At 38.4% G+C, this 26,526-nt stretch carries 29 protein-coding genes and 1 riboswitch; of the genes, 9 read left to right on the top strand and 20 right to left on the bottom strand.

Annotated features, from left to right (window positions below; all coding sequences use genetic code 11):
* The first annotated feature begins 10 nt into the window (after positions 1-10).
* On the top strand, positions 11-763 hold the full coding sequence (locus tag ACN6MT_RS18130; RefSeq protein ID WP_419887384.1) for a type II CAAX prenyl endopeptidase Rce1 family protein: 753 nt from the start codon (positions 11-13) through the stop codon (positions 761-763).
* 76 nt (positions 764-839) lie between these two features.
* Positions 840-1,133, top strand: a complete 294-nt coding sequence (locus tag ACN6MT_RS18135; RefSeq protein ID WP_419887385.1) for a HesB/YadR/YfhF family protein — start codon at positions 840-842, stop codon at positions 1,131-1,133.
* A 41-nt stretch (positions 1,134-1,174) separates the two neighbouring features.
* On the opposite strand, the gene ACN6MT_RS18140 is transcribed toward ACN6MT_RS18135, so the two are convergent.
* The 13 genes from ACN6MT_RS18140 to acnA form a co-directional block, all read right to left on the bottom strand.
* On the bottom strand, positions 1,175-2,086 hold the full coding sequence (locus ACN6MT_RS18140) for a Gfo/Idh/MocA family protein (RefSeq protein WP_419887386.1): 912 nt from the start codon (positions 2,084-2,086) through the stop codon (positions 1,175-1,177).
* Between the two features lie 28 nt (positions 2,087-2,114).
* Positions 2,115-2,405, bottom strand: coding sequence for a hypothetical protein (locus ACN6MT_RS18145; protein ID WP_419887387.1), 291 nt, complete (start codon positions 2,403-2,405; stop codon positions 2,115-2,117).
* Between the two features lie 24 nt (positions 2,406-2,429).
* Complete coding sequence (locus ACN6MT_RS18150) at positions 2,430-2,858, bottom strand: acyl-CoA thioesterase (protein WP_034672819.1); 429 nt, start codon at positions 2,856-2,858, stop codon at positions 2,430-2,432.
* Between the two features lie 4 nt (positions 2,859-2,862).
* Entirely contained in the window at positions 2,863-5,214 is a 2,352-nt protein-coding gene (locus ACN6MT_RS18155) for an AAA family ATPase (protein WP_419887388.1), read from the bottom strand.
* Between the two features lie 149 nt (positions 5,215-5,363).
* Positions 5,364-5,579: a small acid-soluble spore protein Tlp gene (tlp, locus tag ACN6MT_RS18160; protein ID WP_419887389.1), complete on the bottom strand. Its 216-nt coding sequence runs from the start codon at positions 5,577-5,579 to the stop codon at positions 5,364-5,366.
* Positions 5,580-5,708: 129 nt separating this feature from the next.
* On the bottom strand, positions 5,709-5,852 hold the full coding sequence (locus ACN6MT_RS18165) for an acid-soluble spore protein N (protein WP_034672831.1): 144 nt from the start codon (positions 5,850-5,852) through the stop codon (positions 5,709-5,711).
* Between the two features lie 68 nt (positions 5,853-5,920).
* Positions 5,921-6,052, bottom strand: a complete 132-nt coding sequence (locus ACN6MT_RS18170) for an FbpB family small basic protein (RefSeq protein ID WP_034672833.1) — start codon at positions 6,050-6,052, stop codon at positions 5,921-5,923.
* Positions 6,053-6,206: 154 nt separating this feature from the next.
* Positions 6,207-6,740, bottom strand: coding sequence for a redoxin domain-containing protein (locus ACN6MT_RS18175; RefSeq protein ID WP_419887390.1), 534 nt, complete (start codon positions 6,738-6,740; stop codon positions 6,207-6,209).
* A gap of 137 nt (positions 6,741-6,877) precedes the next feature.
* Positions 6,878-7,666, bottom strand: a complete 789-nt coding sequence (locus tag ACN6MT_RS18180; protein ID WP_419887391.1) for a class II aldolase/adducin family protein — start codon at positions 7,664-7,666, stop codon at positions 6,878-6,880.
* Between the two features lie 130 nt (positions 7,667-7,796).
* Positions 7,797-9,503, bottom strand: a complete 1,707-nt coding sequence (gene abc-f, locus ACN6MT_RS18185) for a ribosomal protection-like ABC-F family protein (protein ID WP_419887392.1) — start codon at positions 9,501-9,503, stop codon at positions 7,797-7,799.
* Between the two features lie 254 nt (positions 9,504-9,757).
* Positions 9,758-10,723 carry a phosphotransferase enzyme family protein gene (locus ACN6MT_RS18190; protein WP_419887393.1) on the bottom strand — a complete coding sequence of 322 codons (966 nt, stop codon included), beginning with the start codon at positions 10,721-10,723 and terminating at the stop codon, positions 9,758-9,760.
* Positions 10,724-10,749: 26 nt separating this feature from the next.
* Positions 10,750-11,115, bottom strand: coding sequence for a DUF1992 domain-containing protein (locus ACN6MT_RS18195; RefSeq protein WP_419887394.1), 366 nt, complete (start codon positions 11,113-11,115; stop codon positions 10,750-10,752).
* 108 nt (positions 11,116-11,223) lie between these two features.
* Positions 11,224-13,935, bottom strand: coding sequence for an aconitate hydratase AcnA (gene acnA, locus ACN6MT_RS18200; protein WP_063254269.1), 2,712 nt, complete (start codon positions 13,933-13,935; stop codon positions 11,224-11,226).
* A 353-nt stretch (positions 13,936-14,288) separates the two neighbouring features.
* Between acnA and sspO the strand changes: the two genes are divergently transcribed.
* Positions 14,289-14,438, top strand: coding sequence for a small acid-soluble spore protein O (gene sspO, locus ACN6MT_RS18205; protein ID WP_034673441.1), 150 nt, complete (start codon positions 14,289-14,291; stop codon positions 14,436-14,438).
* Between the two features lie 47 nt (positions 14,439-14,485).
* Here the strand turns inward: sspO and ACN6MT_RS18210 are convergent, their stop codons facing one another.
* Positions 14,486-14,764, bottom strand: a complete 279-nt coding sequence (locus ACN6MT_RS18210) for a hypothetical protein (protein ID WP_034673439.1) — start codon at positions 14,762-14,764, stop codon at positions 14,486-14,488.
* Positions 14,765-14,881: 117 nt separating this feature from the next.
* Between ACN6MT_RS18210 and ACN6MT_RS18215 the strand changes: the two genes are divergently transcribed.
* Positions 14,882-15,022: a small acid-soluble spore protein P gene (locus tag ACN6MT_RS18215; protein ID WP_063254270.1), complete on the top strand. Its 141-nt coding sequence runs from the start codon at positions 14,882-14,884 to the stop codon at positions 15,020-15,022.
* 108 nt (positions 15,023-15,130) lie between these two features.
* Here the strand turns inward: ACN6MT_RS18215 and selA are convergent, their stop codons facing one another.
* Positions 15,131-16,537, bottom strand: coding sequence for an L-seryl-tRNA(Sec) selenium transferase (gene selA / locus ACN6MT_RS18220; RefSeq protein WP_419887395.1), 1,407 nt, complete (start codon positions 16,535-16,537; stop codon positions 15,131-15,133).
* A gap of 97 nt (positions 16,538-16,634) precedes the next feature.
* Here selA and ACN6MT_RS18225 point away from each other — a divergent pair, with 97 nt between their 5' ends.
* Positions 16,635-17,027: an Hsp20/alpha crystallin family protein gene (locus tag ACN6MT_RS18225; protein ID WP_419887396.1), complete on the top strand. Its 393-nt coding sequence runs from the start codon at positions 16,635-16,637 to the stop codon at positions 17,025-17,027.
* A gap of 99 nt (positions 17,028-17,126) precedes the next feature.
* Here ACN6MT_RS18225 and ACN6MT_RS18230 read toward each other — a convergent pair whose 3' ends face one another.
* On the bottom strand, positions 17,127-17,264 hold the full coding sequence (locus tag ACN6MT_RS18230) for an Rdx family protein (protein ID WP_419956476.1): 138 nt from the start codon (positions 17,262-17,264) through the stop codon (positions 17,127-17,129).
* Positions 17,265-17,519: 255 nt separating this feature from the next.
* On the opposite strand from ACN6MT_RS18230, the gene selD reads away from it, so the two are divergent.
* Positions 17,520-18,572, top strand: coding sequence for a selenide, water dikinase SelD (gene selD, locus ACN6MT_RS18235; protein ID WP_419887397.1), 1,053 nt, complete (start codon positions 17,520-17,522; stop codon positions 18,570-18,572).
* 291 nt (positions 18,573-18,863) lie between these two features.
* On the opposite strand, the gene ACN6MT_RS18240 is transcribed toward selD, so the two are convergent.
* Positions 18,864-19,838, bottom strand: a complete 975-nt coding sequence (locus ACN6MT_RS18240; protein WP_034673427.1) for an L-threonine 3-dehydrogenase — start codon at positions 19,836-19,838, stop codon at positions 18,864-18,866.
* Between the two features lie 44 nt (positions 19,839-19,882).
* Complete coding sequence (locus ACN6MT_RS18245; RefSeq protein WP_419887398.1) at positions 19,883-21,073, bottom strand: glycine C-acetyltransferase; 1,191 nt, start codon at positions 21,071-21,073, stop codon at positions 19,883-19,885.
* Between the two features lie 265 nt (positions 21,074-21,338).
* Here ACN6MT_RS18245 and ACN6MT_RS18250 point away from each other — a divergent pair, with 265 nt between their 5' ends.
* Complete coding sequence (locus ACN6MT_RS18250; protein WP_419887399.1) at positions 21,339-21,629, top strand: hypothetical protein; 291 nt, start codon at positions 21,339-21,341, stop codon at positions 21,627-21,629.
* A gap of 409 nt (positions 21,630-22,038) precedes the next feature.
* Here ACN6MT_RS18250 and ACN6MT_RS18255 read toward each other — a convergent pair whose 3' ends face one another.
* The gene (locus ACN6MT_RS18255) at positions 22,039-23,037 is read right to left on the bottom strand and encodes an NAD(P)H-dependent flavin oxidoreductase (RefSeq protein WP_419887400.1); all 999 of its coding nucleotides are present in this window, start codon (positions 23,035-23,037) and stop codon (positions 22,039-22,041) included.
* A 211-nt stretch (positions 23,038-23,248) separates the two neighbouring features.
* A riboswitch (purine riboswitch) is annotated at positions 23,249-23,350 on the top strand.
* 111 nt (positions 23,351-23,461) lie between these two features.
* Here ACN6MT_RS18255 and ACN6MT_RS18260 point away from each other — a divergent pair.
* Together ACN6MT_RS18260 and ACN6MT_RS18265 are read left to right on the top strand one after the other, a co-directional pair.
* Positions 23,462-24,055: a xanthine phosphoribosyltransferase gene (locus tag ACN6MT_RS18260; RefSeq protein WP_034673417.1), complete on the top strand. Its 594-nt coding sequence runs from the start codon at positions 23,462-23,464 to the stop codon at positions 24,053-24,055.
* Positions 24,055-25,365: a nucleobase:cation symporter-2 family protein gene (locus ACN6MT_RS18265; protein WP_419887401.1), complete on the top strand. Its 1,311-nt coding sequence runs from the start codon at positions 24,055-24,057 to the stop codon at positions 25,363-25,365. Before ACN6MT_RS18260 ends, ACN6MT_RS18265 begins: the two co-directional genes overlap by 1 nt.
* A gap of 39 nt (positions 25,366-25,404) precedes the next feature.
* Here the strand turns inward: ACN6MT_RS18265 and ACN6MT_RS18270 are convergent, their stop codons facing one another.
* Positions 25,405-26,526, bottom strand: a complete 1,122-nt coding sequence (locus ACN6MT_RS18270) for a Ger(x)C family spore germination protein (protein ID WP_419887402.1) — start codon at positions 26,524-26,526, stop codon at positions 25,405-25,407.

The raw sequence follows: 26,526 nt of genomic DNA on the forward strand, positions 1-26,526 counted from the left end.
ATGTTTCAGAATGAAACAAAAGAATTATCAGGGTCTATTTTTGTCTATGTTGTTTATCGTCCTAAGCTATTTCTTTACTAGGGATTATTATAGTCCCTTCTTTTGGATCCTCCTTTGTTTATTACTAGTTCTATTGTTCCTCAGGGAAGAGAATCGGTTATTCGCTTGGCTGATGATCTCCTTCTTTGGGGGCCATTTGATTGTGATTTATCTAGATAAGTTTATCGAGGGTATGATTGTTGGTCCTTTCTTTCGGGTAATGATAAATCAAATTTTGTTCATCGTTCCAATCCTATCAATGTGTTATGTCATCATTCAGTTTAACAAAAGGATTAGCTCCTTTTTAAAAAAACCTGAACCTTTTAGTATAAGTAAATCTCTTTATATCGTTTTGCTGCTTTTAACCATTGGATTAATTTTTTTATTTATTTTAACTGAGGATATGAACGTTTTTCTTTATCTTATTTCATTCTCACTTATTCATGCTGTCGTACAGGAAGTGACATGGCGGGGTATTCTGCTAACCCAAATGATTAACATTACGAGTAGAAAAACTGCAGTTCTTCTTACAAGTATAGCCTTTAGTGTGAATACCACGATATTTGGATTTGCTCCCTCTATTTTTCTGTTGTATTTAACTTTAGGCTTGGCCTATGGTTTTTTAACAACCAAATACAGTAGCATTTTACCAGCAATTGTGGTTCATACAGTGGTGTTACTATTCTCTTTCTTTAATGGCTGGATTCAACTGCCAATATTATAGGGTGAAGCAACATCATCGATAATTACAGGAGCTTTATTATATAATAACAACATAGGTATTTTGAAAGGAGAAACAGATGAACATCCAAATCAGCAGTGCAGCAGCAGCGTGGTACAAGCAAGAACTTAATCTAAAAACCGGTGAATTTGTCCGTTTCTATGTACGATATGGCGGGTTTAGCCCGGTACAAAAAGGATTTTCGCTTGGGATATCGAGTGATGAACCGAATGATATTGGTGCAAAGACAACACAAGATGGGATAACGTTTTATGTTGAAGAAAAAGATTTATGGTATTTCGATGATCACGATTTAATCGTGGATTTACATGAAAAATATGAAGAGCCTATCTTAGATTATAAAAAAGCTTAATCAACCTAAATCAAGCACACATGTCATCATGTGTGCTTTTCTCATACCATTCTCTCAAGCTGTTCGACAACTTGCTCACATATTTCATGTGTCCTTAACGAATCTCTTGCAGTAATCGATGGGAATTGGTTAGTGCGAATGGCATTAATAAATTCTGTTATGATCTGTTCAAATCCTCTTTTATATAGGGTAGAGTCCCAGTTGTTAAAAGAGACGGCTATTTCTTTCTGATCACGATAGATGGTTAATCGATCTAAATCATTAACGACCCTTTTCTCATTTGGTCCCATTACCTCTAGCTTTTCTTCAACCACTCCGTTGTCGCGATTCATAATTGCCAGACCTGTCATATCCTTAGAGATCAATTGAACCACAACATGATAAAGCATTTCATTCCTAACTCTTCCATGAACGACAACATCCTCAATTTCATCTTTAAACAGGTTACGGACAGTATCAATAACATGAATAAAATCATCATAAACAAAGGAACGAATCGTACCAGGAAGTGCATGGCGATTCTTTTGCAAAATAATCATATTTGGATCATTCACTTCTGCCATCGTCTGATAAAACGGGGCAAATCGCCTATTAAAACCAGTCATCAAAATGAGTCCTTGTTTCTCAGCTAATTCAACAAGATCCTTAGTGGTTTCGAAGTGATAGGTAATCGGCTTGTCTACATATACATGAATACCATTCTGCAAGAGTTCTCTAACAATGTTTTCATGTGATTCAGTAGACGAGTGGACAAAGGCTCCTTTTATCCCGCTGTTAATGATTGATGTAAGGCTAGAATGAGTATTGGGAAAGCGGTATTGATTACTAATTTCCCTTAAGACCTCTGTATTTCTAGTGAATACGTGAATTTCAACATTAGCAAGCTTACTAACCACAGGCAAATATGCTTTTTTTGCAATATCCCCAATTCCGATGATACCCAATTTCACCATGGTCTCATCTCCCTCTTTTAATCTCAAATCACCAAATATGATGTTGTAATCCTTCTTTATTTAATATTTCGATTTGCCTTTCTCCAATTAAATCAAAATGTGAATATCCGTCACGGCGGCGGTGAATCCATTCTTTTTTTAACCCATATTGTCTTCCCCATTCAGCCAATTTTACAAGATCATGACAGCCTACCTTGGTGACGGTTTTACAGCCTGGAAAACGATCATCCAGCCAATAATGAGTTAAGAATGCAATTTCCCCATTATCAATTTTTTGTTTCCAATCCCTTACTTCCTGTTTTTTGATTCCAAATGCCATAAACTCACCCCAACGTTCATTCCCTTACTTTTTCTTTATTTCTTCATATTTCATGAACCATTCAGGAAACGCCTTTTTAAAAGCGATCGGTCTAAAGTTGTCTTTTTTGACCACAATATGAGTCGATGTTCCTTCTGCACAAACTTCCTCGTCACCATTCATAATGGCATAGCCATAGACAGTTTTAAGCCCATCATTTTTTTCAATCCACGTCTTTACGAAACCCCTATCGCCGTAGCGCAGTGGTTTTTTATAGGTTGCCTGAATGTCATATACAGGTGCAAAATATCCCGCGTTTTCCATATCTACATAACTGTATCCAAGGTCCTCAATCAACCCGCTTCTCCCAAGCTCAAAGTATTTTAAATAGTTTGCATGATAGATAACGCCCATCATGTCTGTATCTGCATATAAGAGTTGAATCTCTCTTGTCGAAATAAATAGATTGTCCATTTTTCTATTCCCCTTCCCTGCTTAAAGAAAATTTAGTTAGCGCCTTTTCTACATCATCACTTTCTATATGAATGGCTTTTTCTAATAAATCCTCTGTGTGTTCTTCTCCCATAAGTCTCATGGCTTGGGCTTGAATCATTTCATCTGCTAAATTGGTTGCAAATCTTCCGTTTCCCTTAAAGGTATGATTTTCAATCCTTTGTTTTATAAGAGCCCTTGCTTCTTCGTTTATTTGGTATTGAAAGCTTTCTAAATATGTCTCGATAATCGCTAGCAGCTCTTCCACTGAATAATCCGGGAACAGAAAGAATTTCTTAAAACGGGAACGCAGCCCAGGGTTGCTCTCTAATAGCTGGTCCATTTCTTTTGGATAACCTGCAAGCACCACAACAAGATTTTCATTATGCTTGGTCATTTCATCCACAAGGGTATCCACTACTTCTTTACCAAAATCCCCTGCTGTTTGGCTTAAGAGTGAATAAGCTTCATCAATAAATAACACGCCTCCAAGGGCCTCTCGTATCTTCTTCTTTGTTTTTCCCGCGGTTTGTCCAACATATCCTGCAACGAAATCAGCCCTGCTGGCCACAATTAAATGACCTCTTTTTAACATCCCGCATTCTTTTAGAAGTTCCGCATAAATTTTAGCCACAGTTGTTTTACCAGTTCCCGGATTACCTGTGAACACGGAATGAAGCTGAATCGGTACTGTTGGCAGTTTTTTTTCTTTTCTAAACTGCTGCATTTTAACAAAGGAAACAAGCTTCTCCAATTCACCCTTCAGTTCAGTCAATCCTATTAACCGTTCTAGTTTTTCAAAAGGTGATTCCCGGTGTTCATCCTTCTCGACTCCAAAGTCTTTTTTATCCAATAGCGTGTAGGTGAGAATATCCTGATTTGAAATAGGGTTGTCCGATCCTTTTTTAAAAATCGCATCTAACACAATATTCCGTACAGATCTTGCGTTTCCAAAGGTATCATCTACCCTTTCCTGTTCAAGGCGATGATTGATTTCGATCTTGGCTTCTTCTGTTAGGATATAGTCGTTTTCAGACGCTATTTTTTCCGCGATTACTAATAATTCCTCATTGGAATAATTGGGTAAATGAATGAGATTGGATTGGGGAAAGCGGCTCCTTAATCCTGGGTTAGCATCTAGAAAGACGCGCATTTCCTCTGGATATCCTGCAAGTATAACAGCGAATTTACCACCGTATTCCTTTCCCGTCATAAGTGAAACAAGCGTATCAACGGCTGTTTGCCCATAATCATTTCCAGTTTGTCCTTCTCGTTTTAAACTATAGGCTTCATCAATGAACAGGACGCCGCCAATCGCCTTTTCAACAACTGCCCTTACGTTCTCCTCTGTTTGACCAACAAACGCACCTACGAGCTGTGAACGGTCTGTCTCAATTACTTCTGGACGCGGCAGGACCTCGAGTTCGTAATAAATTTTGGCTAATAAACGAGCGATAGTTGTTTTCCCTGTTCCTGGATTTCCGGTTAGCACCATATTAAGGCTTAGTTCATCCTTGATTTGAAATCCAAGTTCTTTACGGTCTTTTTGGTATTTTAAAAATTGATAAAAATTATTAACTCTTTTCTTTACAACATCCATTCCGATCATTTCATTTAACTCATCTAAGGCCTTTTCTGCATGTTGTTTCTCGTTTTCTTCAATCAAAAAGACCTTCTGCCAGTCTTTCTTAATGTCTTCGAGGCCTGATAAATGTATTTTTAAGTCATCATAGTAGGTTGCTGTATGAAAAACACCCTTTATCGATTCCTCATACTCTTCTGCAGCTTTTAGGAGAAGACCGCTAACCTCAATCGCGGCCGTAAGCAGGTCAGAAAGATGCTTATATTGCTTAGAAAGTGGCTTGTTTCCAAGTGTCTCTGCAAGATTCATCTTTTCCGTGAGATCTTCAACTTGATCATCTGCCTCAGATAAGAAACTTTGACAAATTTGTATGTATTGTTCCGCTACTTTTTTCTTAGCTGTTCGGTTATCTGTCTCCCTCATGGCAGGAAACGTTAAAACATCAAGAATATCTTTTTTCTTTTTCCAATCATATTGAATGAAATAAGACTTTGCCTTTTCATTCTCAGGGTATAGTTCTAAAGCTTTGTGAAGCCATGCAGAAGCTAAAGAATCTTGATTCTTACGTTCTAGACGTGAAAGTGCAGCTACAGTTAACATCCTTGATAAAAGGACAGGGTTAGATTCATTCTGAATGGCAGTTAGAAGTTCATTTTCAATTGAAATAAACCCTTTGTCATTCAGTTCACTCTCCCACTGCAGTAATTTTTCATTATGGTTTAACGAATTTGGAATTTGTCTAATCAATAGGATCACTTCTTCTTAAAAATTTCCTTTTTATCTTACCACAACCGATCCACTTACACGAAATTCAAGGCTTTAATAAAATTAGTCTGTGGATTTGTGCTAATAGTGAAAAATGAAAAAGGACCTGTACGAATTGAACAGGTCCTGGTTTTAGTGCCTTAGACTTCATCCTTAATTTCTGCACGGAAGGATTCAATGCTTTTGCGGCGTCTCTCGTTCTTCGCTTCAATCTCCTGGCGCTGTGTTTCGCTATTGGTAAAACGAAGTGATTCTTCAGCCGCTTCCATGTTTTCAATCGTATCATGAATCATTGATTGCAGCTTTTCTACATTATCACTTCGATCATCTGGTTTTGGTTTGTTGTTATAAGTCATCGATAGGTTCCTCCTTCGTGGTGTCGTGGTACAGATATAGTTTGGTTTCGAACTGAAAAAAATATCACAGAAAAAATTTGCTATAAAAAAGACCCGCTGGCTAATGCCTGACGAGTCTTTATCATCTAATTATTCACCTTTAGTTTGGATCACTTGGGCGTGTTTACCAGATGTATCTTGGTATTTTTTCCCTTTGTTGCCTCCGTAGCGTTGGGACTTATTCCCAAGTTCATCGGTACTGTAGCCTTGTTGACTATGTTTCGGATTACTCATGTAATATCCCTCCTCCTTAACATTTTGTCCGTTTTATAGGAGGAACATGATTGGTAATCTATGTGAGTTTACTCGGCTTTACCAAGTCGCTTTTCTTCTAATCGCATTTCAATTTTCTCCATTGCAGCTCTATCTTTTAAAAGTTGACTTTTATTTTCGGATACAAGTTCTGCAAAAGAACGTTTTCTAGGTTTTCTCATGTCTATCACCTTCCTTATGACCTATTCTAACAGTTATTATGCCCGGAAACGGTTGCAATTATTACAACTTTTTGAAAATTATAAAGAAAAGTATGCAATAAAGCTTTAAAGGACTAAATCATGAAAAAAGACAGTGGAGTATTTTCTCCACTGTCTACTTCAGATCCTTCGTATATTGTTTCATCGCATCGAGATTCATCGCACCAATATATTTATTTCCGATATTCCCTTTGGTGTCAATAAAATACGTTGTGGGAATCGATAGGACTTGATACATCTCATTTACTTTATCTTCCTCATCTAACGGAATCGGAAACGTAATCCCATTTTCATCAACAAATGCTTTTACATCTAAATGTGGGTCAATGTTTACAGCTAAAATAACAACATCATCCCCAGCTTCTTTGTGAAATTCCTCCATGGCTGGCATTTCTGCCTTACAGGGCGGACACCAAGTCGCCCAGAAATTGAGCATTACCTTTTTTCCTTTAAAATCAGACAGTTTAACGGTATCTCCGGCCAATGCTTTTAGTTCAAAATCCGGAGCTTTTGCACCTACTTTTAGACCACCCATACTTGCGGCCTCTTGACTTACATTTTCGGGTTCAGCCTTTTTATCCATAGCCTGCACGATCGCAACTCCAAGTAAGGCTATTAATACAACAGCGGCTATTATTTTTTTTACCATACCCCGAACCCCCTTGATTCAATAATATGCTATATCAATTTTACACTATAAAGTAAGTTGAAATACAGGTTGTATATGCCAAATATGTGACAAGTTAAAATTAGTTTATTAAACGTAATCTAGAAAAGCAAATAATGTTATTTATTTAAGGCGTTTAGGACACTAGTTGTGACGCGGTCTACAATCAAATCGATATCCCTCTCAGACAAAGTTTGTTCATTCACAGCGGTCACTTTCATTGCCTGAGTGCCTTCAGGTACATCAACACCTAATGGTGAAATACCTTCTAATCCCATCATCGCTTTAATATCGATAAGTTTCGCTACATTTTCTTTAGAAAGTTCGCGATCGCCTTTTAGTTGTCGGGATATCCAATTTATTTTTGAAGTGAATTCTAATGATTCCATTAAGTAATAAGCGTGTTCTAAATTCTTCCCCCATGTTAAGGCGCCATGATTCTCTAGTAACACACCCTGATGATCATAGACATGTTTTTTGACTGCTTTTGGGACCTCATCTGTTGAAGGTGTTCCGTATTGGGCTAATGGAATGGTTCCTAAGGAGACAACAGTTTCAGGCATAATTGCCTGATCCATAGGTATCCCAGCTATAGCAAAAGCCGTTGCATATGGAGGGTGAACATGTAAAACGGCATGAACATCTGGACGTTCATGATAAACTAGGAGGTGCATTTTCATTTCCGAAGTGGGTTTATAATCTCCCTCAATGACATTTCCTTCCCCATCTACTTTTATGATCATTTCTGGAGTCAGGAACCCTTTGCTTACGTTGGTTGGTGTTATTAAAAATTCATTTTCATCGATGCGGACAGAGATATTTCCATCATTAGCAGCAACGAAGCCTTTTTCGTACACACGTTTTCCTATATCACAAATTAGTTTTTTATATTTAATCTCGATAATCATCAGAACCCTGCCCTCCGTATGACCATTGTTTTGTTTAGTCTCGTTTATGATAGTATGAATTATGTATGAAAAATGGCCCCCTGCTAGGGGGACCATTTGTAGGACAGTTTACGCTGCTATTTTTGCTTTTCTACATTAAATTTCTTTTCTGTCTCAAAAGATCATTAAATTCACTGTCTAATGCACTGTATTTAGGATTTTTTGGGTCAATGATGGATAATTCACCTAAGATTGTTGCAATTCGATTCTCAATGATCATTAACGTTTCTTTGGTATCAGCAGGTTCAGTGTTATTTTTAGTAAAGTACTCTTCCGGCGTCATTTCTAAACGCTTTATTCTCTGATTATCAAATTCAAGGAGTTTATCGCAAAGCTTATTTAAGAAATAGAAATCGTGTGAAACAGTAATAATCGTCCCAGCGAATTCGGTAAGTGTTTTTTCTAGCTGTTCCCTGCTTGGTAAGTCCAAGTGATTGGTTGGTTCATCCAAGATAAGCACATCATATTCTTTCATTAGCATGTCAACTAACTTCACTCTTGTTCTCTCACCAAGGCTTAGAGTTTCGATGGGTTTCGTGATAAATTGTTCTTTTAGTCCAAGATTTGCAAATAATGTTCTTGCCTTAAGAATGTTTTCTCGGTCGCTAAACCCTAATGCCTCTAAAGCAGTTTTATCAGGAGGTAAGTTGTCAACATCCTGACTCAAGTAGGCAACTTTTAATGATTCACTTTTCCAAAGTTCGCCGCTTGTAACAGATGTTTCACCAAGGATCATTTTAATTAAGGTTGTTTTACCGCTTCCGTTTTCTCCTAATAAACCAATTCGCTCACCGTGATTAATATAAAAGTGAGACTCGCGGAAAAGGGTCCTCTGCCCAAACATCTTGGATAGTTTCTTCGCCTCAATAATCCTTTTCCCTCTATTGCCTTTCGTATCAAACTGAAATCTGACTTTCGTTTCATCCAGAGGTTTTTCGACTTTATTCTTTTCTAGCTCGCTCTCAAGCCGTTTCATTTTGGATTTGACTTGAGCATCACGTTTTTTAGCCTTTACTCGGTGATATTCCTTATTTCCAAAATCTCTTCCTTGTTTCGTTGATGTCCTATGAGCTTTCTCAGACCATGAAGATAACTGCTCCATTTGTATCTCGATTTCTTCCTTTTTACGCTTTTGTACCTCATAATGGTGCATTTGAGTTTCCAGCCTGTGCTGCTTTTCCTTCTGGTAATCAGTATAGTTTCCATTGTAAAAGTTAATCTTCGAATTCTCTATCTCAAAAATGCGTGTCACGGTTTTATCTAAGAAATGACGATCGTGAGAAATAATTAACACAGGACCCTTAAAATTCTCCAACTCTTCAATCAACCATTTTATCCCTTTAAAATCAAGGTGGTTGGTCGGTTCATCGAGAATTAAGAATCCCGGCTTGGCAGCCCACACATTGGATAATGCGAGCTTTAACTTCTCCCCTCCGCTTAAATAATTTAAGCGATTCTCTTCCCATTCATATACCTTTTTCAGACCTAACTCACTTGAGTGCTGCAAGATTTCGCCTTCGGTTGATAGTGAATGTTGAAATTCACTTCCTGTGTAATCAATGGACTGCGTAAGGTATCCGACTTTTAAATCATGTGGCTTTTCTATAAAACCTTTATCAGGTGTCAGTTTTCCTGTTAGGATATTGGCTAAGGTCGTTTTCCCGGTGCCATTATAACCGACGAGACCGATTCTTTCCCCATTTTTAATATCAAAGGAAATATTATCCAATATTTTCCTCAAATTAAAGTTTTTTTCTATTCCAGTTACTTTAATCATAGATAACTTATTTTTATTCATAAAAAAACTCCCTTCACTGAACCTGAAGAGAGTGTTTAAGTCATGTAGTTTACACAATCAAAAATGCATAGGTTAATAAACCTAAAAAGGCCTTTACTAACTATGTATTGATTGAAATATAAACGCGCAGGACTAAAAAAGGATAGACTAATCCTATTCTTCAGGTTCAACATTTTTCGCTATTCGAATAAATGTGCTGAAAAAATAAGATTATAACTTCATTCCTCTTTACCATTCCTTTACGTTTGTTATGTTTATTTTATTTTATCTAAACCGAAATTGTCAATCATTTCCGTAAAATTAACATCTGAATAAGGTTTGCCACTCTCAATTTTATTTTTTAAATTGGTAAGTGTATACTTCTGCCAATCATGCAATTTCTCCATATCCCATTTCTCTAGGAATAAAGTATATAAAAAGATCTCTCTAATTTTTAAAAAGATCGGAATCTGTTGAATAAGTTCTTTGCTGAGGGTGTTTTCCTGCTGATAACCGGTTAAGAAATGCTCCCAGAAGTCCTTGCTGAACTGATTGTTTTCTGGAGTAAAGGAGGAAGTTTGCCAATAAGCATGATAAAAGGTAGTGGCAAGATCATAAGCAAACCAATGATAAGCGCAATCATCAAAATCAAAAAGTGTTAATCTTCCCTTATTCACAAAAACATTACCCTGGTGAAAATCATTATGTATGAGCCCAAATAAGTCAGGAGTTTTTGGAAACTGTACTAACTGATTTAATAGTTGTTTGTACTTATCTGCTATGGTTTCTGAAGGTATTTTTGGGAAAAGATTTAATAAATCAGGTTGATGTACTGTCCAAATGGGACGGTCTACTTTTATCCTTTTTCCCGCACTATGCATCTTTCCCATTACATTTCCCCAATGGTAAAATAGTTCTTGGTTCCAGACGTCACGATTGGTAACATCAATGGATGTCCCCTTCGCTTTCTCGAATGCCACTACAAAATGGTGATCGCCTAATGATTCGATCAAATTCTCATGAACAGATTTTACAGGTAATGATACAGGTACACCATACTTCCATAATCCGTTTATAAATGATAATTCATTCATAATATTTTTTTGCTGTCGTACAGAGGAAGGTGAAACTCTAAATATGAGATTACCATAGGAATAGACAGTATTATGAAAGCCGTCATTGATTGGAACAAGTTCCCCTTCCGTATAGCCATATAAAGGTAAAATATTGTCAGTAAACATTTTGATCTCTCTTTCTTAATGGGCAGCTATTTTAATTGTTTATAAATTTTGTCTGCATAACTCCCAAAACGAGAATTCGTGGCAGTCCCTCTTTTTTCAAGCAGCCTATCCATTTCCAGCCTTTTTTTCAACAGTTTTGCTTGAAGGCGTTCTCTCTGTTCATTATCCGTTGCTGCTTCCAGCAATTCTTCAATTCTAAAAATTTCTTTTTTTACATCTTCAGGAGAATATCCTGCGTTTTTTAACACGCGATATGCCATTTTCCATTCATCAGACATCCCTGGAAAATGATCCTTTATTTCCAGGGGCTGCCCTATGCCAGGAAGATCTTCGAACTCATTCTTCTTTATGGCTTCCTTAATTTTATCTTCAGCGATTTTTGAAAAGTCCATTTACACCGCACCCTCTTCGCTCTAAAAGTAATTAGTATATTTTTTACTAAAATATATGATATTACCCCTAAAAAACCACCATGCAAATGCTGCATGGTGGTTTGAAAATTAAGCTTCTTGTAATTTTTCACGAAGTACCATTGGAAGGATACCGCCATGACGGTAGTAATCAATTTCAACTTCAGAATCGAAGCGAACAAGTACTTCAAATTCCTTCTTGTTTCCAGCTTCGTCAGTAGCTGTAACTTTTAGAAGATCACGTGGTCTAACGTTTTCATCTACTTGTACATCGATTGTTTCTTTACCAGTTAAGCCAAGTGTTTCAGCGCTTTCGCCATCTTTAAATTGAAGTGGAAGCACGCCCATTAACACAAGGTTTGAACGGTGAATACGTTCAAAGCTTTCTGCAATAACTGTCTTAATACCTAATAGGTTTGTACCTTTAGCAGCCCAGTCACGTGAAGAACCCATTCCGTAGTCTTTTCCAGCAAGAACAACAAGTCCTGTGCCGTTTTCTTTGTACTTCATGCAAGCATCATAGATTGATGTAACTTCACCAGTTGGCCAGTAAGTTGTGAAGCCGCCTTCTGTACCTGGTGCGATTTGGTTACGGATACGAATGTTTGCAAATGTTCCACGCATCATAACTTCGTGGTTACCACGGCGAGAACCGTAAGAGTTAAAGTCACGAGGTTGAACACCTTTTTCTAATAAATACTTACCAGCTGGAGTATTCTTACCGATAGCACCTGCAGGTGAAATATGGTCAGTTGTTACTGAATCCCCAAACTTACCTACCACACGAAGTCCAGTTAATGGTTCAACTGTACCTGGTTCAGGTGATAAGCCTTCAAAGAATGGTGGATTTGCAATATAAGTGGAATCCTCATCCCATGTATATAAAGGCTCATTGCTCGTTTGAATTTCGTTCCAACGCTCGTTGTCTCCGAAAACATTCGCATATTCTCTACGGAATAATTCAGGAGTTACAGTACGTTTTACTACATCATTTACTTCAGCAGTTGATGGCCAAATATCCTTGAAGAATACATCGTTTCCATCTTTATCTTTACCGACTGCTTCAGAAGCAAAGTCAATGTTAACAGTACCAGCTAGAGCATAAGCAACTACTAGTGGTGGTGAAGCAAGGTAGTTACCTTTTACAAGCGGATGAATACGTCCTTCGAAGTTACGGTTACCTGAAAGAACAGATGTAACTAGAAGATCGTTTTCAGCGATTGTCTTTTCAATTTCTTCTTTTAATGGACCGGAGTTACCGATACAAGTTGTACAACCGTAACCAACAAGGTTAAAACCGATTTGCTCTAGGTATGGAAGTAATCCAGAATCACGAAGATATCCCGTTACAACCTTAGATCCTGGTGCTAAAGAAGTTTTAACAAACTTAGGAACTTCCATTCCAAGTTCAACAGCTTTCTTCGCCACAAGACCTGCCCCAACTAGAACGTAAGGGTTAGATGTATTAGTACAGCTAGTGATAGAAGCAATGGCTACTGCACCAGTTTTAATCGTTGTTTCATCTCCATTTTGGAAATTCACGACTGCTGACTTTTCAAGCTCATCTGCTTGTAAGCCGAAGCCTTGGTTTCCTTGTGGTGCAGAAACTGCCTTAACGAATTCTTCTTTCATTTTTGAAAGTGGAATTAAATCTTGTGGACGCTTAGGACCAGAAAGATTTGCTTCGATAACGGAAAGGTCAATTTCAACAACATTTGTATAAACTGGCTCTAATGCTGGATCAAAGAATAATCCGTTTGCTTTGCAGTATTGTTCTACCACATTGATGTGTTCTTCTTCACGGCCAGTTAAACGCATATATGCAAGAGATTCATCATCAATTGGGAAGAAACCACATGTAGCACCATATTCAGGAGCCATGTTCGCGATTGTTGCACGGTCTGCTAATGGAAGTACGGATACTCCAGGACCGAAGAATTCCACAAATTTGCCAACAACCCCTTGGCTGCGAAGAACTTGAGTTACCTTTAATGCTAAATCAGTTGCAGTTGCGCCGTTTGGAAGTTCGCCAGTTAACTTAACACCAACTACTTCCGGAACTGGGAAGTAAGAAGGCTGTCCGAGCATTCCTGCTTCTGCCTCAATACCGCCAACACCCCATCCTAAAACACCAATACCATTGATCATAGTAGTGTGAGAGTCAGTACCAACCAATGTATCTGGATATGCTTCTAATTCACCGTCAGCTGTCTGTGCTACGTGTACCACATCTGCTAAGTACTCAAGGTTAACTTGGTGTACGATACCAGTTGCTGGTGGAACAGCACGATAGTTATTAAATGATTTTTGAGCCCAGCTTAGGAACTGGTAACGCTCTGCATTACGTTCAAATTCATAATCCATGTTAACTCGTAAAGAGTCAGCTGAACCGTAAGCATCTACCTGTACAGAGTGGTCGATAACAAGGTCAACAGTTTTTTCTGGATTGATTTTATCTGGGTCGCCGCCTAGGTCTGCCATTGCTTTTCTTAGAGAAGCAAGGTCAACAACTGCAGGTACCCCAGTAAAGTCTTGTAGGATTACGCGAGATGGCTTGAATGGAACGTCCACTTCTTTAAGCTCATCTGTTCCCCATTTTGCTAAGTTTTCAACGTGCTCCTTTGCGATGACACGGCCATCGTATTGACGAAGCACGGATTCAAGTAATACTTTTACGGAATATGGCAATTTTGAAACGCTGCCAATACCAGCCTCTTCAAGTGCACTTAAGCGGTAATAGTGATAACGTTTACCGTTTACTTCAAAGGAAGTGCGTGCGTTAAATACATCATTTTTCACCATCGTGAATCCCCCTCATTCGTCATCATTAACTAAATTAACGAAAAGTCGAAAAGTTTGAATATTCCTATCCATCCCCACTTTTCTCACAATTCTAATCTTAATACAACCTTTTACATAAGTAAATAACAAGAAAGTTATTGCGATTGATAAGTTTTTCTTATGTTTTTTATGTATATTGTTCGAAATATTTAGAAAAATCTTATAATGCCGTATAACTGAATAGTCTCAAAGATTAGAATTGTGTCTAATTTATTATCTCAAAAAACTTATTTCTTGTCATTTATTTTTACTTAAAAGGAAATATTATCTCTATTGGAGAGAATTCTCCAGAATCCCCATAGGAGGTGAATGGCATGCAACGAAAAAAGTCAAACCATGTAATTCCAGGCGCAAACGCTGCTAAAGGACAAGGAATGGGTGCTGGATATAATGAGGAAATGTCAAACGAACCATTAACAATAAAAGAAAAAATGAACAACAAAAAACGTAAAAAGAATCAATAGTGGACATATAAAAAGCAGGAGTTGATCCCCTGCTTTTTAAAATAGTTCTATTCGGTAAGATTTACTTCTTCCACGATACCCTGTAAGTCTTGTTGAAAACGCTCAAGCTGGGCTCTTTGATGTTCTGAAGCCACTTCTAATGCATTTTCTATCTGCTGATAAGCTTCATTTACTTCTTCTTTTAAATGCTTTAATTGATGACCATAACTGGCACTGTCACTAATGATGGTCTTAAATAGTCCTTGCGCTTCTTCATAGCCCTGCTGTGCGGCCTGAAAAGCCTGCTGCTTATCCTTATTATATGGAAATCGATCAATCTCCGGCATTGACTGTTTCACTCCCCTCGCGTTTCTATAACGTTAAATTGCACAGCACTTCAACAAATTATTCAGCATAAAAAGTCACAAGCATTGCATCCTAACAATATAGGAGGAGGGATGAAAATGGTGAACAAAAACGACGGCAAAGATATGCGCAGAAATCAACCGAAGATTTCTGGTCAGCCTGAGCCTCTAAGCGGATCGAAGAAAGTAAAGAACCGTAACCATACACGCCAAAAAAGCAAATCACATCATGATATGTAGGAAAGCGGTCCAAGTCTGAGGGCTGGGCCATTCGCATGGATGAAAAATAGGTATGATAGGACCTTTGAAATAGTGCTAACCCCCTCTAGACCAATGAGGGGGTTGCTTTTATAATTGAAGTAAGGCTTGAAGTATTAGCTGTTCTTCTTCCTCCGTAACGGTTCTCAAATCAATGATAAATTCATCTTTTTGAATCCGTCCAACAATTGCTGGTTTAAATTCTGTTCGTAACTTTCTTCCAACCTGTTCTGCTGTTAGAGTTTGATGTTTTAAAGAAATGACCTTGGTTGGCAGCTGCACATCCGGCATCGTTCCCCCGCCGACTTGACTTGTGCCAGGAAAAATTTTCGCCTGAAAATCATCTGTGCCTTGTAACAAGTTTGTAACAAACCTCTTCGCTCTTACGTCTAATATATCAATAGAAACTAACAAATCACGGATTGTGGGAATATTCTGTACACCCTTTTCACCGCGTGCATAATCAATTAGCGTACCTTCTAGCGCTGCCAAGGTCATTTTATCCACGCGAACTACGCGTGCTAATTGGTGTTTTTTTAGACAATCAATGATTTTCTTTTTACCAGCAATAATCCCTGCTTGAGGTCCGCCAAGGAGTTTATCCCCACTAAAAGTAACAAGATCTGCACCCATTTCAATGACCTCTTTTACAACGGGTTCCTCTCCTATACCATGTTTTCTGAAGTCAAAAAGGGCACCACTGCCAAGGTCTTCATAAAAAATAACATCTTCTGCACTCTGAGTCAGCTTAATTAGTTCATCTGACTCGACCGATTTAGTAAAACCAATCACCTTGAAATTACTGGTATGTACTTTCATGACAATAGCCGTTTCTGAATTAAGGGCTTTTTCATAATCATATAAATGAGTTTTATTTGTAGTCCCGACTTCGACTAATTTTGCTCCGCTTTCTTCCATTATAGAGGAAATACGGAAGGAACCGCCAATCTCTACCAACTGTCCTCGTGACACAATAACTTCCTTATTTTCTGCAAGCGCTCTTAAAACGAGGTATACCGCGGCCGCATTATTATTGACGACCATTGCAGCTTCAGCTCCGGTAATTTCTTTAAGAAGATCTTCTACATGGCTATGCCTAGAACCTCGCTCCCCTTCATTAAGTTTGTATTCAAGGTTAGAGTAATTTTGCGCTGTGTCCACCACATGACGGATGGCATTGTCACTTAACCTTGCTCTTCCTAGATTGGTATGAAGGATGGTTCCTGTAGCATTGATTACTTTTTCAATGGTATAGGAAAATTGATTTTTTATATTTCTGCCTAAAAGTTGAAAAACATCATGTATAAACTCATTTGTGCCCGGAATGGCTCCATTCCAGTCACCATTTACTATTAGTGATCTAATTTGATCAAGCGCTTCCTTTAGCTGCTTGGTTAATGGCGCAACATCTAGATGATTTTCCCTAAGGAGGGATTCGAACTGCTCGTGGTTTTGCAGTTCATGTACTGCCGGAATTGAACGTAACCATTCTTTCACGAAAAAAAACTCCTTTACTCTACCTACTTTAGTCCCGCTTTTTCATTTCACCCTTTCATTCTGAATGAATAAAATAAACCATGCAAGGGGGATTGCTATGAAACCTAAAAAAAATATACAGCCCATCGATTTTGAGCTGGTGGAAAAGTGGTTAGAAAACTACTGTCTTGATCCTTTAACTACGCAAGATGATTTGATTCATTTTCGAATTGATTTATATGAGACAGACCAAGAATGGATTGTTGAGGCACTCCTTAACGAGTATAACAGCTCGGAAATTAAAGTTTTTATAAAAGATAATAAGCTCGTTATAACTGCTGTTAAATCTACCACTCCCGCTGCTCAACAGACGAAAGAACGTACAATCGAGTTCCCCTTTGAAGTTATTCATCAAAAGGTAAGTGCCAATTATATTAATGGTATATTAGAGGTTCTCATTTCAAAAAATGAAAAAGGTCCGGGGAAGAACTGCTATATTACACTGCCTTAAGTTATCTTATGGAATTATTTTTTTGAGTTTTACAGTTAACATAATATAGTTTTATATACACAATAAACCCTCATACCAATTCTGATATGAGGGTAAGGTTTATTTTTGGGAGATTTGATTTATGATATCATCCGTGTCAGGGAATACCCCAGTGTCTAATTTGGAATAGATTTTCTCCCCGTTGACAGTTACCTCAAATGCTCCGCCTGAAACAGGAATTAATTCCATTTTTCCAATGGTACGATTAAAGTGCGTGAATAGTTCTTCCGCGAGACCCGCGGCTTTTGGTGCATAGTTTCACTGCATGCAGAATTCAACAATAACGTGATACTTGTTCATCTTAACTCCTCCATTACCTGTAAATCTAATTTCAAACATCACTATAGTAAAAACATTTTATCGCAGTGCTATTTGTCGTGCAAATCTTTTGCTTTAACATAGTGTGTGCATTTTTTTTGGAAACAGTTATACTAAATGAATGGAGGTGGAAAAATGAGTGAGCAAGAGAAAATACGCCTAACCTCTTTATCAACAAAAGCGGGCTGAGGCTGTAAAATTGGTCCTGAGGACCTGGCGCAAGTATTGCGTCATTTACCAAAGCAAGAACCTGTTCCAGAATTATTAGTGGGACATGAAACTTCTGATGATGCAGGTGTGTATCAGTTAACGGACTCGATTGCCCTTATTCAGACAGTCGATTACTTTACTCCAATTGTGGACGACCCATATATGTTTGGCCAGATTACTGCTGCAAACGCACTAAGTGATGTATATGCAATGGGCGGCGAACCGAAAACAGTCTTAAATATTGTCGGTTACCCCATTAAAAAACTTGGTGCTGAAATGCTTTCCGATATACTGCGTGGTGCAGCGGATAAAGTAAAAGAAGCGGGTGCCTTAACGGTTGGAGGTCATTCGATTGATGACCAAGAGCCAAAATTCGGTCTCTCTGTAACGGGAATTGTTCATCCTGAAAAGGTGTGGAAGAACGTTGGAGCTAAGCCTGGCGATGTGTTAGTTTTAACAAAACCAATTGGTGTAGGAATCATTACCACCGGGATTAAGCGGAGCGTGGTAACACCAGAACAAGAACAAATTGTTACGGATACCATGGCAGAGTTAAATAAAACAGCTGCAGAAGTGTTAACGAACTATCATCCTCATGCTGTAACGGATGTAACTGGATTTGGATTGTTGGGACACAGTAGTGAGATGGCACGCGGCAGTGACGTGAGTTTTGAAATCTTCTATTCAAAGGTTCCGATTCTGGATGGTGCGCTAGAGTTAGCTAGGGATGGAGTGGTTCCAGGAGGATCAAAATCGAATCATAAATGGATCCTTGGAGATGTCGAGTATGAGGACCTGTCCCCCGAGGAACAGTTAGTCCTATGTGACGCGATTACTTCTGGCGGCCTTCTAGTTTCCATTAGTGAAGAAGAAGCTATTCAATATGTGGACAACCTGCACGCAGCCGGTAAACACAATGCCGCGATTGTTGGCAGGGTTACGGAAAAGAAAGAGAAATTAATTTATGCAAAAAGATAACAGCGTGGCTTGGGCTACGCTGTTTTTTTTTGCGTACCCTCATCAAAACGAGTACAGTTTTTATTTGAAAGTGTACTCGTTTTACGAAAAACCGTACAGTTCAGACGAAAAAGTGTACAGTTTATACAAAGAACCGTACAGTTCAAACAAAAAAGTGTACAGCTTTTACAAAGAACCGTACTGTTTAAACAAAAAAGTGTACAGTTTATACAAAATACCGTACAGCTTCTACAATTCAACCGAAAACAAAATAGATGACCCAATCATTCAGGTCATCTATCTAAATCGTGATTAAATTCCACTCGCTTTTGTTTTGTTCATGGTCAGTTTATAGGTTAATTTATTTATCATATCTTCCGTCATTTTCGCTAAGTCATATTCATATTTGAAGCCCCACTCTTCTTCTGCCGCAATCGCATCAATGGAATTTGGCCAGCTGTCGGCAATTCTTTGGCGGACAGGATCTACTTGATAAGTGAGTTTAAATCCTGGGATATGTTTCTTAATCTCATTTGCGATTTCTTCTGGATCAAAGCTCATTGCCGTAACATTGAAAGAGTTACGGTGTTTAAGTCTGCAAGGGTCTGCCTCCATCAAGTCGATAATGGCATTAAGGGCGTCAGGCATATACATCATATCCATATACGTACCTTTATCAATGTAAGATGTATAGCTTCCATTTTTAATGGCTTCATAGTAGATTTCTACAGCGTAGTCCGTCGTTCCACCACCTGGCAGTGCTACATATGAAATTAAGCCTGGGAATCGGAGTCCCCTCGTGTCGACTCCGAATTTATGATAATAGTAATCGCCTAAAAGCTCGCCAGCTACCTTGTTAACGCCATACATAGTCGTGGGACGCATGATGGTATCCTGTGGTGTACTGTCTTTTGGTGTAGACGGTCCAAAGGCACCGATTGAACTTGGAGTGAAAAATTGTGCATTTAGCTCTCTCGCTGTTTCTAATGCATTCATCAAACCGCCCATATTTAAATTCCAAGCTAAGACTGGTTTCGCTTCTGCTGTCGCTGATAATAATGCTGCCAAGTGCATGATGGTATCAACCTTATATTTTTTCGCGATTTCCCCCATCTTGTTTAAATCGGTAACATCTAATACTTCAAATGGGCCGCTCTGAGCAGCTTCACTGTCATTCTTTCTTATATCCGTAGCAATTACATTATCAGACCCATACGTTTCTCTTAATTTCATGGTAAGCTCAGAACCGATCTGTCCAAGTGCACCCGTAATTAAAATTCGTTTCATTCTTCTCCATCCTCCTCACTAATTGTGTATTGAAGGGTTTCTAATTAAATAATGCTCATTTCCTTACCGACTTTCTCATAAATAGAAATGGCTTGATCAAGCATTTCTTTGGTATGTGCAGCAGTCGGCATGTTGCGAACGCGTCCTGTTCCTTTAGGTACGGTTGGGAATACAATGGCTTTTGCATAGACTCCCTCTTCATTTAAACGTTTACTAAATTGCTGTGTAAGAGTCTCGTCGCCAATAATACATGGAGTAATCGGTGTTTCACTGTTTCCAATATTAAAGCCTAGTTGCTTTAAGCCTTTTTTGAGGTAATCGCCATTTTCCCAAAGCTTTTTGTTAAGTTCAGTGCTTTCCATTAAAATTTCAATGGATCTCTTGCTGGCTGCTACGTCCGCCGGTGTGAGTGATGTAGAGAACAAGAATGGACGGCTTCTAACCTTTAGCCAATCAATTAAATTCTTCTTTCCTGCTACATATCCACCTACTACACCAATCGCTTTTGATAAGGTCCCAATTTGAAAATCAATTTTATCAGACAAACCGAAATGCTTAACTGTACCAGCACCATCACCGAGAACACCAGATCCATGTGCATCATCTACATATGTAATTAGGTCGAATTCTTCAGCAATTTTTACGATTTCTGGTAATAATGCAATGTCCCCATCCATTGAGAATACGCCATCCGTAATAACCATAATTTTATTGTATTGACCAGATTCTTTCGCTTCCTTTGCCTTTTTTCGCAGATCTTCCATATCGGAATGATTTACACGAATAATCTTTGCTTTCGATAACCGGCAGCCATCAATAATAGATGCGTGGTTTAATTCGTCGGATAAAATGGCATCATTTTTATCCATTACCGCTGAAATCGCTGCCATATTACAATTGAAACCTGATTGATATGCGATTGCGGCTTCTGTATGTTTAAATTCTGCTAACTTTTCTTCCAGTTCAACGTGAAGCTTTAATGTTCCGTTTATCGTGCGAACGGCTCCAGCACCTACCCCAAAAGATTCGATTGCCTCTGCAGCTGCTTGCTTTAAGCGTTCATCAGTGGCTAACCCTAAATAATTATTGGAAGAAAGATTAACCAACTGTTTACCATTTATTGTAATCATTGGACCATTTGGGCTTTCTAATGGATCGATGACATTGTACAAACCCTTATTTTTTAAGTCTTCAAGGTTTTCATTTAAAAATTGCTCTAGAATAATACTGGACACTTATATTCCCCCTTATTGTCGCTATTGGAAAAACAATTGTCCACCTCAGGCGGACACTTGGATGTTCGAAGAATGCCTACATGAAAGGATTTCTTTAATATACTTTATCACATTTTTTTGGATTTGTTCATACCTAGAGGACAATTGTTGTAAATTTTTTTTGCTTTTCAGGTTATTCATGTAGAAAACAGGATATTTTTCAAAGGAGGCAAAAAAGGTATAATGGATACCATACTTTGTTGAGAAAACAGAAAGGATGTAATTCGTGGAATCAATTTCTTCACTACTATACACCATTATTGTCGGGGGTCTATTTGTCTTTGTTTTTATTTACCTTTATGATTGGCTTTTTGGGGAAAAACAAGATAAACAAATTCGAAAGATTCATAAATACTATCGAAATGAAACCGTCCAAAAGGTTGAAATGCTGGAGCACCAGCCGAAAAAGTTCACTCTGTATCAAGTTAAAACGGGTAAGGAAACGAAACGAGTCAAAATTAAGCCTGGCTATAAAGTCGTTAAAATGGTGGCAAAGAAAAAAGAACCTTCCCGATAATGGGAAAGGTTTCCGTTTTCTTTCTATATTGTGGGGTTTTGTATAAATAAGGTAATAAAGAATCCCCAATAACAATGGAGAGTTACTCCCTTTAAATAAGTTGTCTTGTCCTTAATCGAGTAACCAGCAAAAGAAAATTATCGGAGATTTTCCGGTTAGAGGCAAGATAAAGTTCTTTTCGGGGTAAATAAGGGGGGAATTTCCGCTTAATCAAAGGAAAATCCTCCCTTATTGAATTTTTCGAGTGAATAGACGGAATCTCTCCGTCTATTCAAGCTTTTTTAATACTTATTTCTAAATAAGCGGAATCTTTCCGCCTATTTTTTCCGCACAGTTACTTAACATAATCCCCTCGTCCTATAAATGTGAACCCGAAACCGTACCCTTCTTGATAGTAGGAAAGGTTCTATTATTTAACTGTTAACCTGCTCACTTTTGCAGCGGTTTGGTTTACTTTTTTGAGGGCTTCTTGATATTCTCCTTCTAATCGTTCAATGATTTCTGAAGCGGTTTCAATTTTATCAATGGCACCTACACCATGCCCTGCACTCCAGATATCACGCCACGCTTTGGCTTCTGGTTTACCGTGCATATTATCAAAATCAACTTTTTCTTTTTTAACCAACTGAGCGGGATCAAGTCCTGCTTTTTGGATACTCGGTATAAGCATATTTGCCCTGACACCAGAAAATGCATCGGTTAGGATGATATCCTCCTGACTTGAATTCACAAGCATTTCACGATACTCATCATTTGCCATACTTTCTGTCGCAACAATAAAACGTGTACCCATATAAGCTAAGTCAGCACCAGCCGCCTGTGCAGCTAATATCCCCTTCCCCGTTGAAATCGCACCAGCAAGGACAATAATCCCATCCCAAAAAGTACGGACCATATCAACAAAGGCAAAGCTATTAATTTGACCTGCGTGGCCGCCAGCACCGCTTGCTACTAAAATGAGTCCGTCAACACCGGTTTCTGCAGCCTTACGGGCAAACTTTAAGTCGCTGACATCTGAGAATACTAATCCACCATACTCGTGAACAATGTCTACTACGTGTTTTGGACTGCCTAACGAAGTTATGACCAATTGCGGCTTATGTTTTTTGATTAACTCCAATTCGTCCTGAAGACGGCTATAGGTGCTATGTACAACCATATTCATTGCCCAGGGAGCAATTCTTCGGTCAGGCTCCTCTGCTCTTCCTTTTTCTAGTTCTTCATTTAATTGACCCATCCATTGATCAAGCAGCTCAATCGGTCTTGCATTTGGAGCTGGGAATGACCCAATAACACCATTTAAGCAGCAATTTTTCACTAGTTCCGGACCCGACACTAAAAACATAGGTGCAGAAATGACAGGCAGCCTTAGTTGGTTCCACCAATTTTCAGGAATTGTTTTTTGCATGGTCAACTCTCCTTTGGTTTGGAATTTTCTGAATAAATTTCCTATTTTAATAGTAACGGAAAATGAATACTTATTCAATCGTAGAGTGAGACCTTTTAGAATAAAGAATAAAGCGCTTTCCTTACACGAACAATACACCTTTAAAAAATACTATCGTTCGTCTTTTGATAAAAAAACAATTGCTATCCATTTTCACCATGTTATAATGAGGATAAATTTATAAGGTTTCACTCATATAATCGCAGGGATATGGCCTGCAAGTTTCTACCGGATTGCCGTTAACAATCCGACTATGAGTGGGTAATGTTTATGACGTTATTTTGCGTCCATACATTTGGTTAATTAGCCCAAATGTCATTGCCTCACTCAAATTTGATGTGAGCAATGGCGTTTGGGCTTTTTATTTTTTCATAGGGGGATAAACATGAAATTACTAGAAGAAAAAATTCAAAAAGATGGCAGAGTTCTAAATGACAATGTATTAAAGGTGGATTCGTTTTTAAATCACCAAATTGATCCTCAATTAATGAATGAGCTTGGAAAAGAATTTGCACAGCGATTTGCAGCTGAAGGAATTACGAAGATTGTTACGATTGAGTCTTCTGGGATTGCTCCTGCTGTGATGGCTGGATTATATATGAATGTTCCAGTTGTTTTCGCGAGAAAGAGAAAATCAGTTACGTTAACAGATGATCTTCTGACAGCAAGTGTCTATTCTTTTACAAAAAAAGAAACAAATGAACTTGCAATTGCAGGCAAATTTTTAAATGATAACGATAAAGTTCTCATTATTGATGACTTTTTAGCTAACGGTCAGGCCGCTCTCGCATTAGTGGAAATGGTGGAGCAGGCTGACGCCTCCGTAGCTGGAATTGGTATCGTGATTGAAAAATCATTCCAGCCTGGGGCTCAGAAATTGAAGGATAAAGGATTACGAGTTGAGTCATTAGCTAGAGTAGCCTCTCTTTCAAATGGAGAAGTAACATTTATTACGGAGAAAATGGAGGAATTGGTCTAATGAAACAAAATCCATTCAAGATTGCCTCGTTAGGTATTCAACATGTATTAGCTATGTATGCGGGAGCTGTCATCGTCCCTCTTATCGTCGGCGGTGCCTTAAACCTTACTGGAGAGCAATTAACCTATTTAGTTTCCATTGATATCTTAATGTGCGGAATCGCGACAATCTTACAAGTTTGGCAAAACCGGTTCTTTGGAATTGGTTTGCCGATCGTTCTTGGTTGTACCTTTACTGCAGTGGGTCCGATGATTGCCATTGGCGGTGAGTACGGTGTTTCAGCTATCTATGGTTCCATTCTAGTCTCGGGTTTAATTGTTGTTGTCATTGCCAAGTTCTTTAGTAAGTTAATTAAATTCTTTCCTCCTGTCGTTACAGGATCTGTGGTTACGATTATTGGTATTACGCTCATTCCAGTGGCAATGAACAATATTGCAGGCGGACAAGGCAGCCCTGATTTTGGCTCCCTCTCAAATATTAGCCTTGCATTTGGTACACTGCTATTCATCATTCTACTTTATCGTTTTACAGAAGGATTTATTCGATCTGTAGCAATTCTACTTGGTCTTGCTGCTGGGACAATTGCAGCTGCATTAATGGGTAAGGTAAATTTCGCAGCCGTTGGTGAAGCTTCATGGTTTCATATGGTAAAGCCATTTTACTTTGGTACCCCTACTTTTGAATGGACACCAATCATTACAATGACACTTGTTGCGATTGTTAGTCTGGTTGAATCTACGGGAGTCTACTTTGCGTTGAGTGATATCACTGGAAGAAAGCTGAAGGAAAGTGATTTGGCAAAAGGTTATCGCGCAGAAGGACTTGCGATTATGTTAGGTGCATTATTTAATGCATTCCCTTATACTACCTACTCACAAAACGTGGGGTTATTGCAATTAACTGGTGTTAAGACTAAAAATGTAATCTATACCATGGGTACAATGTTAGTAATCTTGGGGTTCGTTCCTAAAATCGGTGCATTAACAACGGTTATTCCAACCTCTGTTCTAGGCGGTGCTATGGTGGCGATGTTTGGAATGGTTATTGCTTATGGTATTAAAATGTTAAGTAAAGTAGAATTTGCTTCACAGGAAAACCTCTTGATCATTGCTTGTTCAGTGGGAATGGGCCTTGGTGTTACCGCGGTGCCGGACCTTTTTGGGCAGCTTCCTGAAAGTGTAAAAATCTTAACGAACAATGGAATTGTTGCTGGAAGCTTAACGGCTATTTTCTTAAACATTGTATTTAATGTGGCTAGAACTTCGAAGCAAAGTCAAACATCAAATTCAAGCAGTCAAGGTGCTGCTTAATAGTATTTAAAAAAGCTGCCAGATTCAATGGCAGCTTTTTTACTCAATAAGCCCTGTTCTTTTTACACTAAAGTCCACGTTTACATTGACTTTAGCCTCTTTAAACATACTGTACCATTTTTCATCGGTAAGCTTTGAGTGCTTCACTGAACTTCTATATATTTCTCCGAGACCAAAAATATCAGTTTCCTTTGTTTGGCAATAGGCAATGAGTTTCTCAATCTCTTTTGTCATGCTCTTCGTAATGGCCTTCTCGATTAGTTTAATTGTTTCCGGATTTCCTAGATCCACTTTACTCGTAATTTCAAGCAGTCTGCCAGAAAGTTTAATATCGATATCAAATTCCGGTTTTTCTTTGTTTATTAGCTTAATATCACTACTACTGTCGAGGGAATCGATAGAGGCAACCGTCTTATTAAGCCGGCGGTTCCGCGGCTTTAATTTCGAACTTTTAATCTCGATATCCTTGATACCGCCTTTATATTTATCAATGATCAGGGTTAGATAAAAGCTTTGGTGAGTGCTTATTTTTCCAACAAGTTTACTGCCTTTAAATAAAGCTACCCCAGAAAAACCTATTCCCTCCTTCCCTTCTTTTCTTAAAATCGGCATAATTGGTTCTATGCCAACCGCGTAATGGTTATGTAAAACTTCTTGCAAAGTAGCTGAAGGAATTACTTTTCCTTTTGTGTTTTGATCGATAAGGTCAAAAAGATGAATTCCAATATCGGGAATATGTTTAGCTTTCACTTGTAATATATCACGAGCTGGCCCATCTGCCATCGCTAAGTATGTCAAATCACTTACGGATGGGTCATTGGTCAGGGTTTCTGCTATCCCTGTGTTACCTTGTTTAAGCAATTCTTCACCATATACAATGACACGAAGCTGCCCAGAGGCCAGTCTTTTAGAGGACTTTTTATTTGCATTATTTCGAATTCCCCTAATGGAAAATGCCTCTGTTTCTAAAATAACAACATCTTGGGGTGCTCTAGGGTCAATTTTTAACTCAACGATTGTTCCTAAGATAGAGCCATTTTTTGCAAGATCAAGTCCATAAGTAGTAATAAGACCGACTTCTTCAAGAATCCTAGGTTCTGCACAGCCACACAGCAACAAAATGGAAAAAGTCCAAAGCCAAAAACACCCTTTTTTTCTCAT

The sequence above is a fragment of the Neobacillus niacini genome (genome assembly GCF_048572935.1).
Classification (GTDB): domain Bacteria; phylum Bacillota; class Bacilli; order Bacillales; family Cytobacillaceae; genus Neobacillus; species Neobacillus niacini.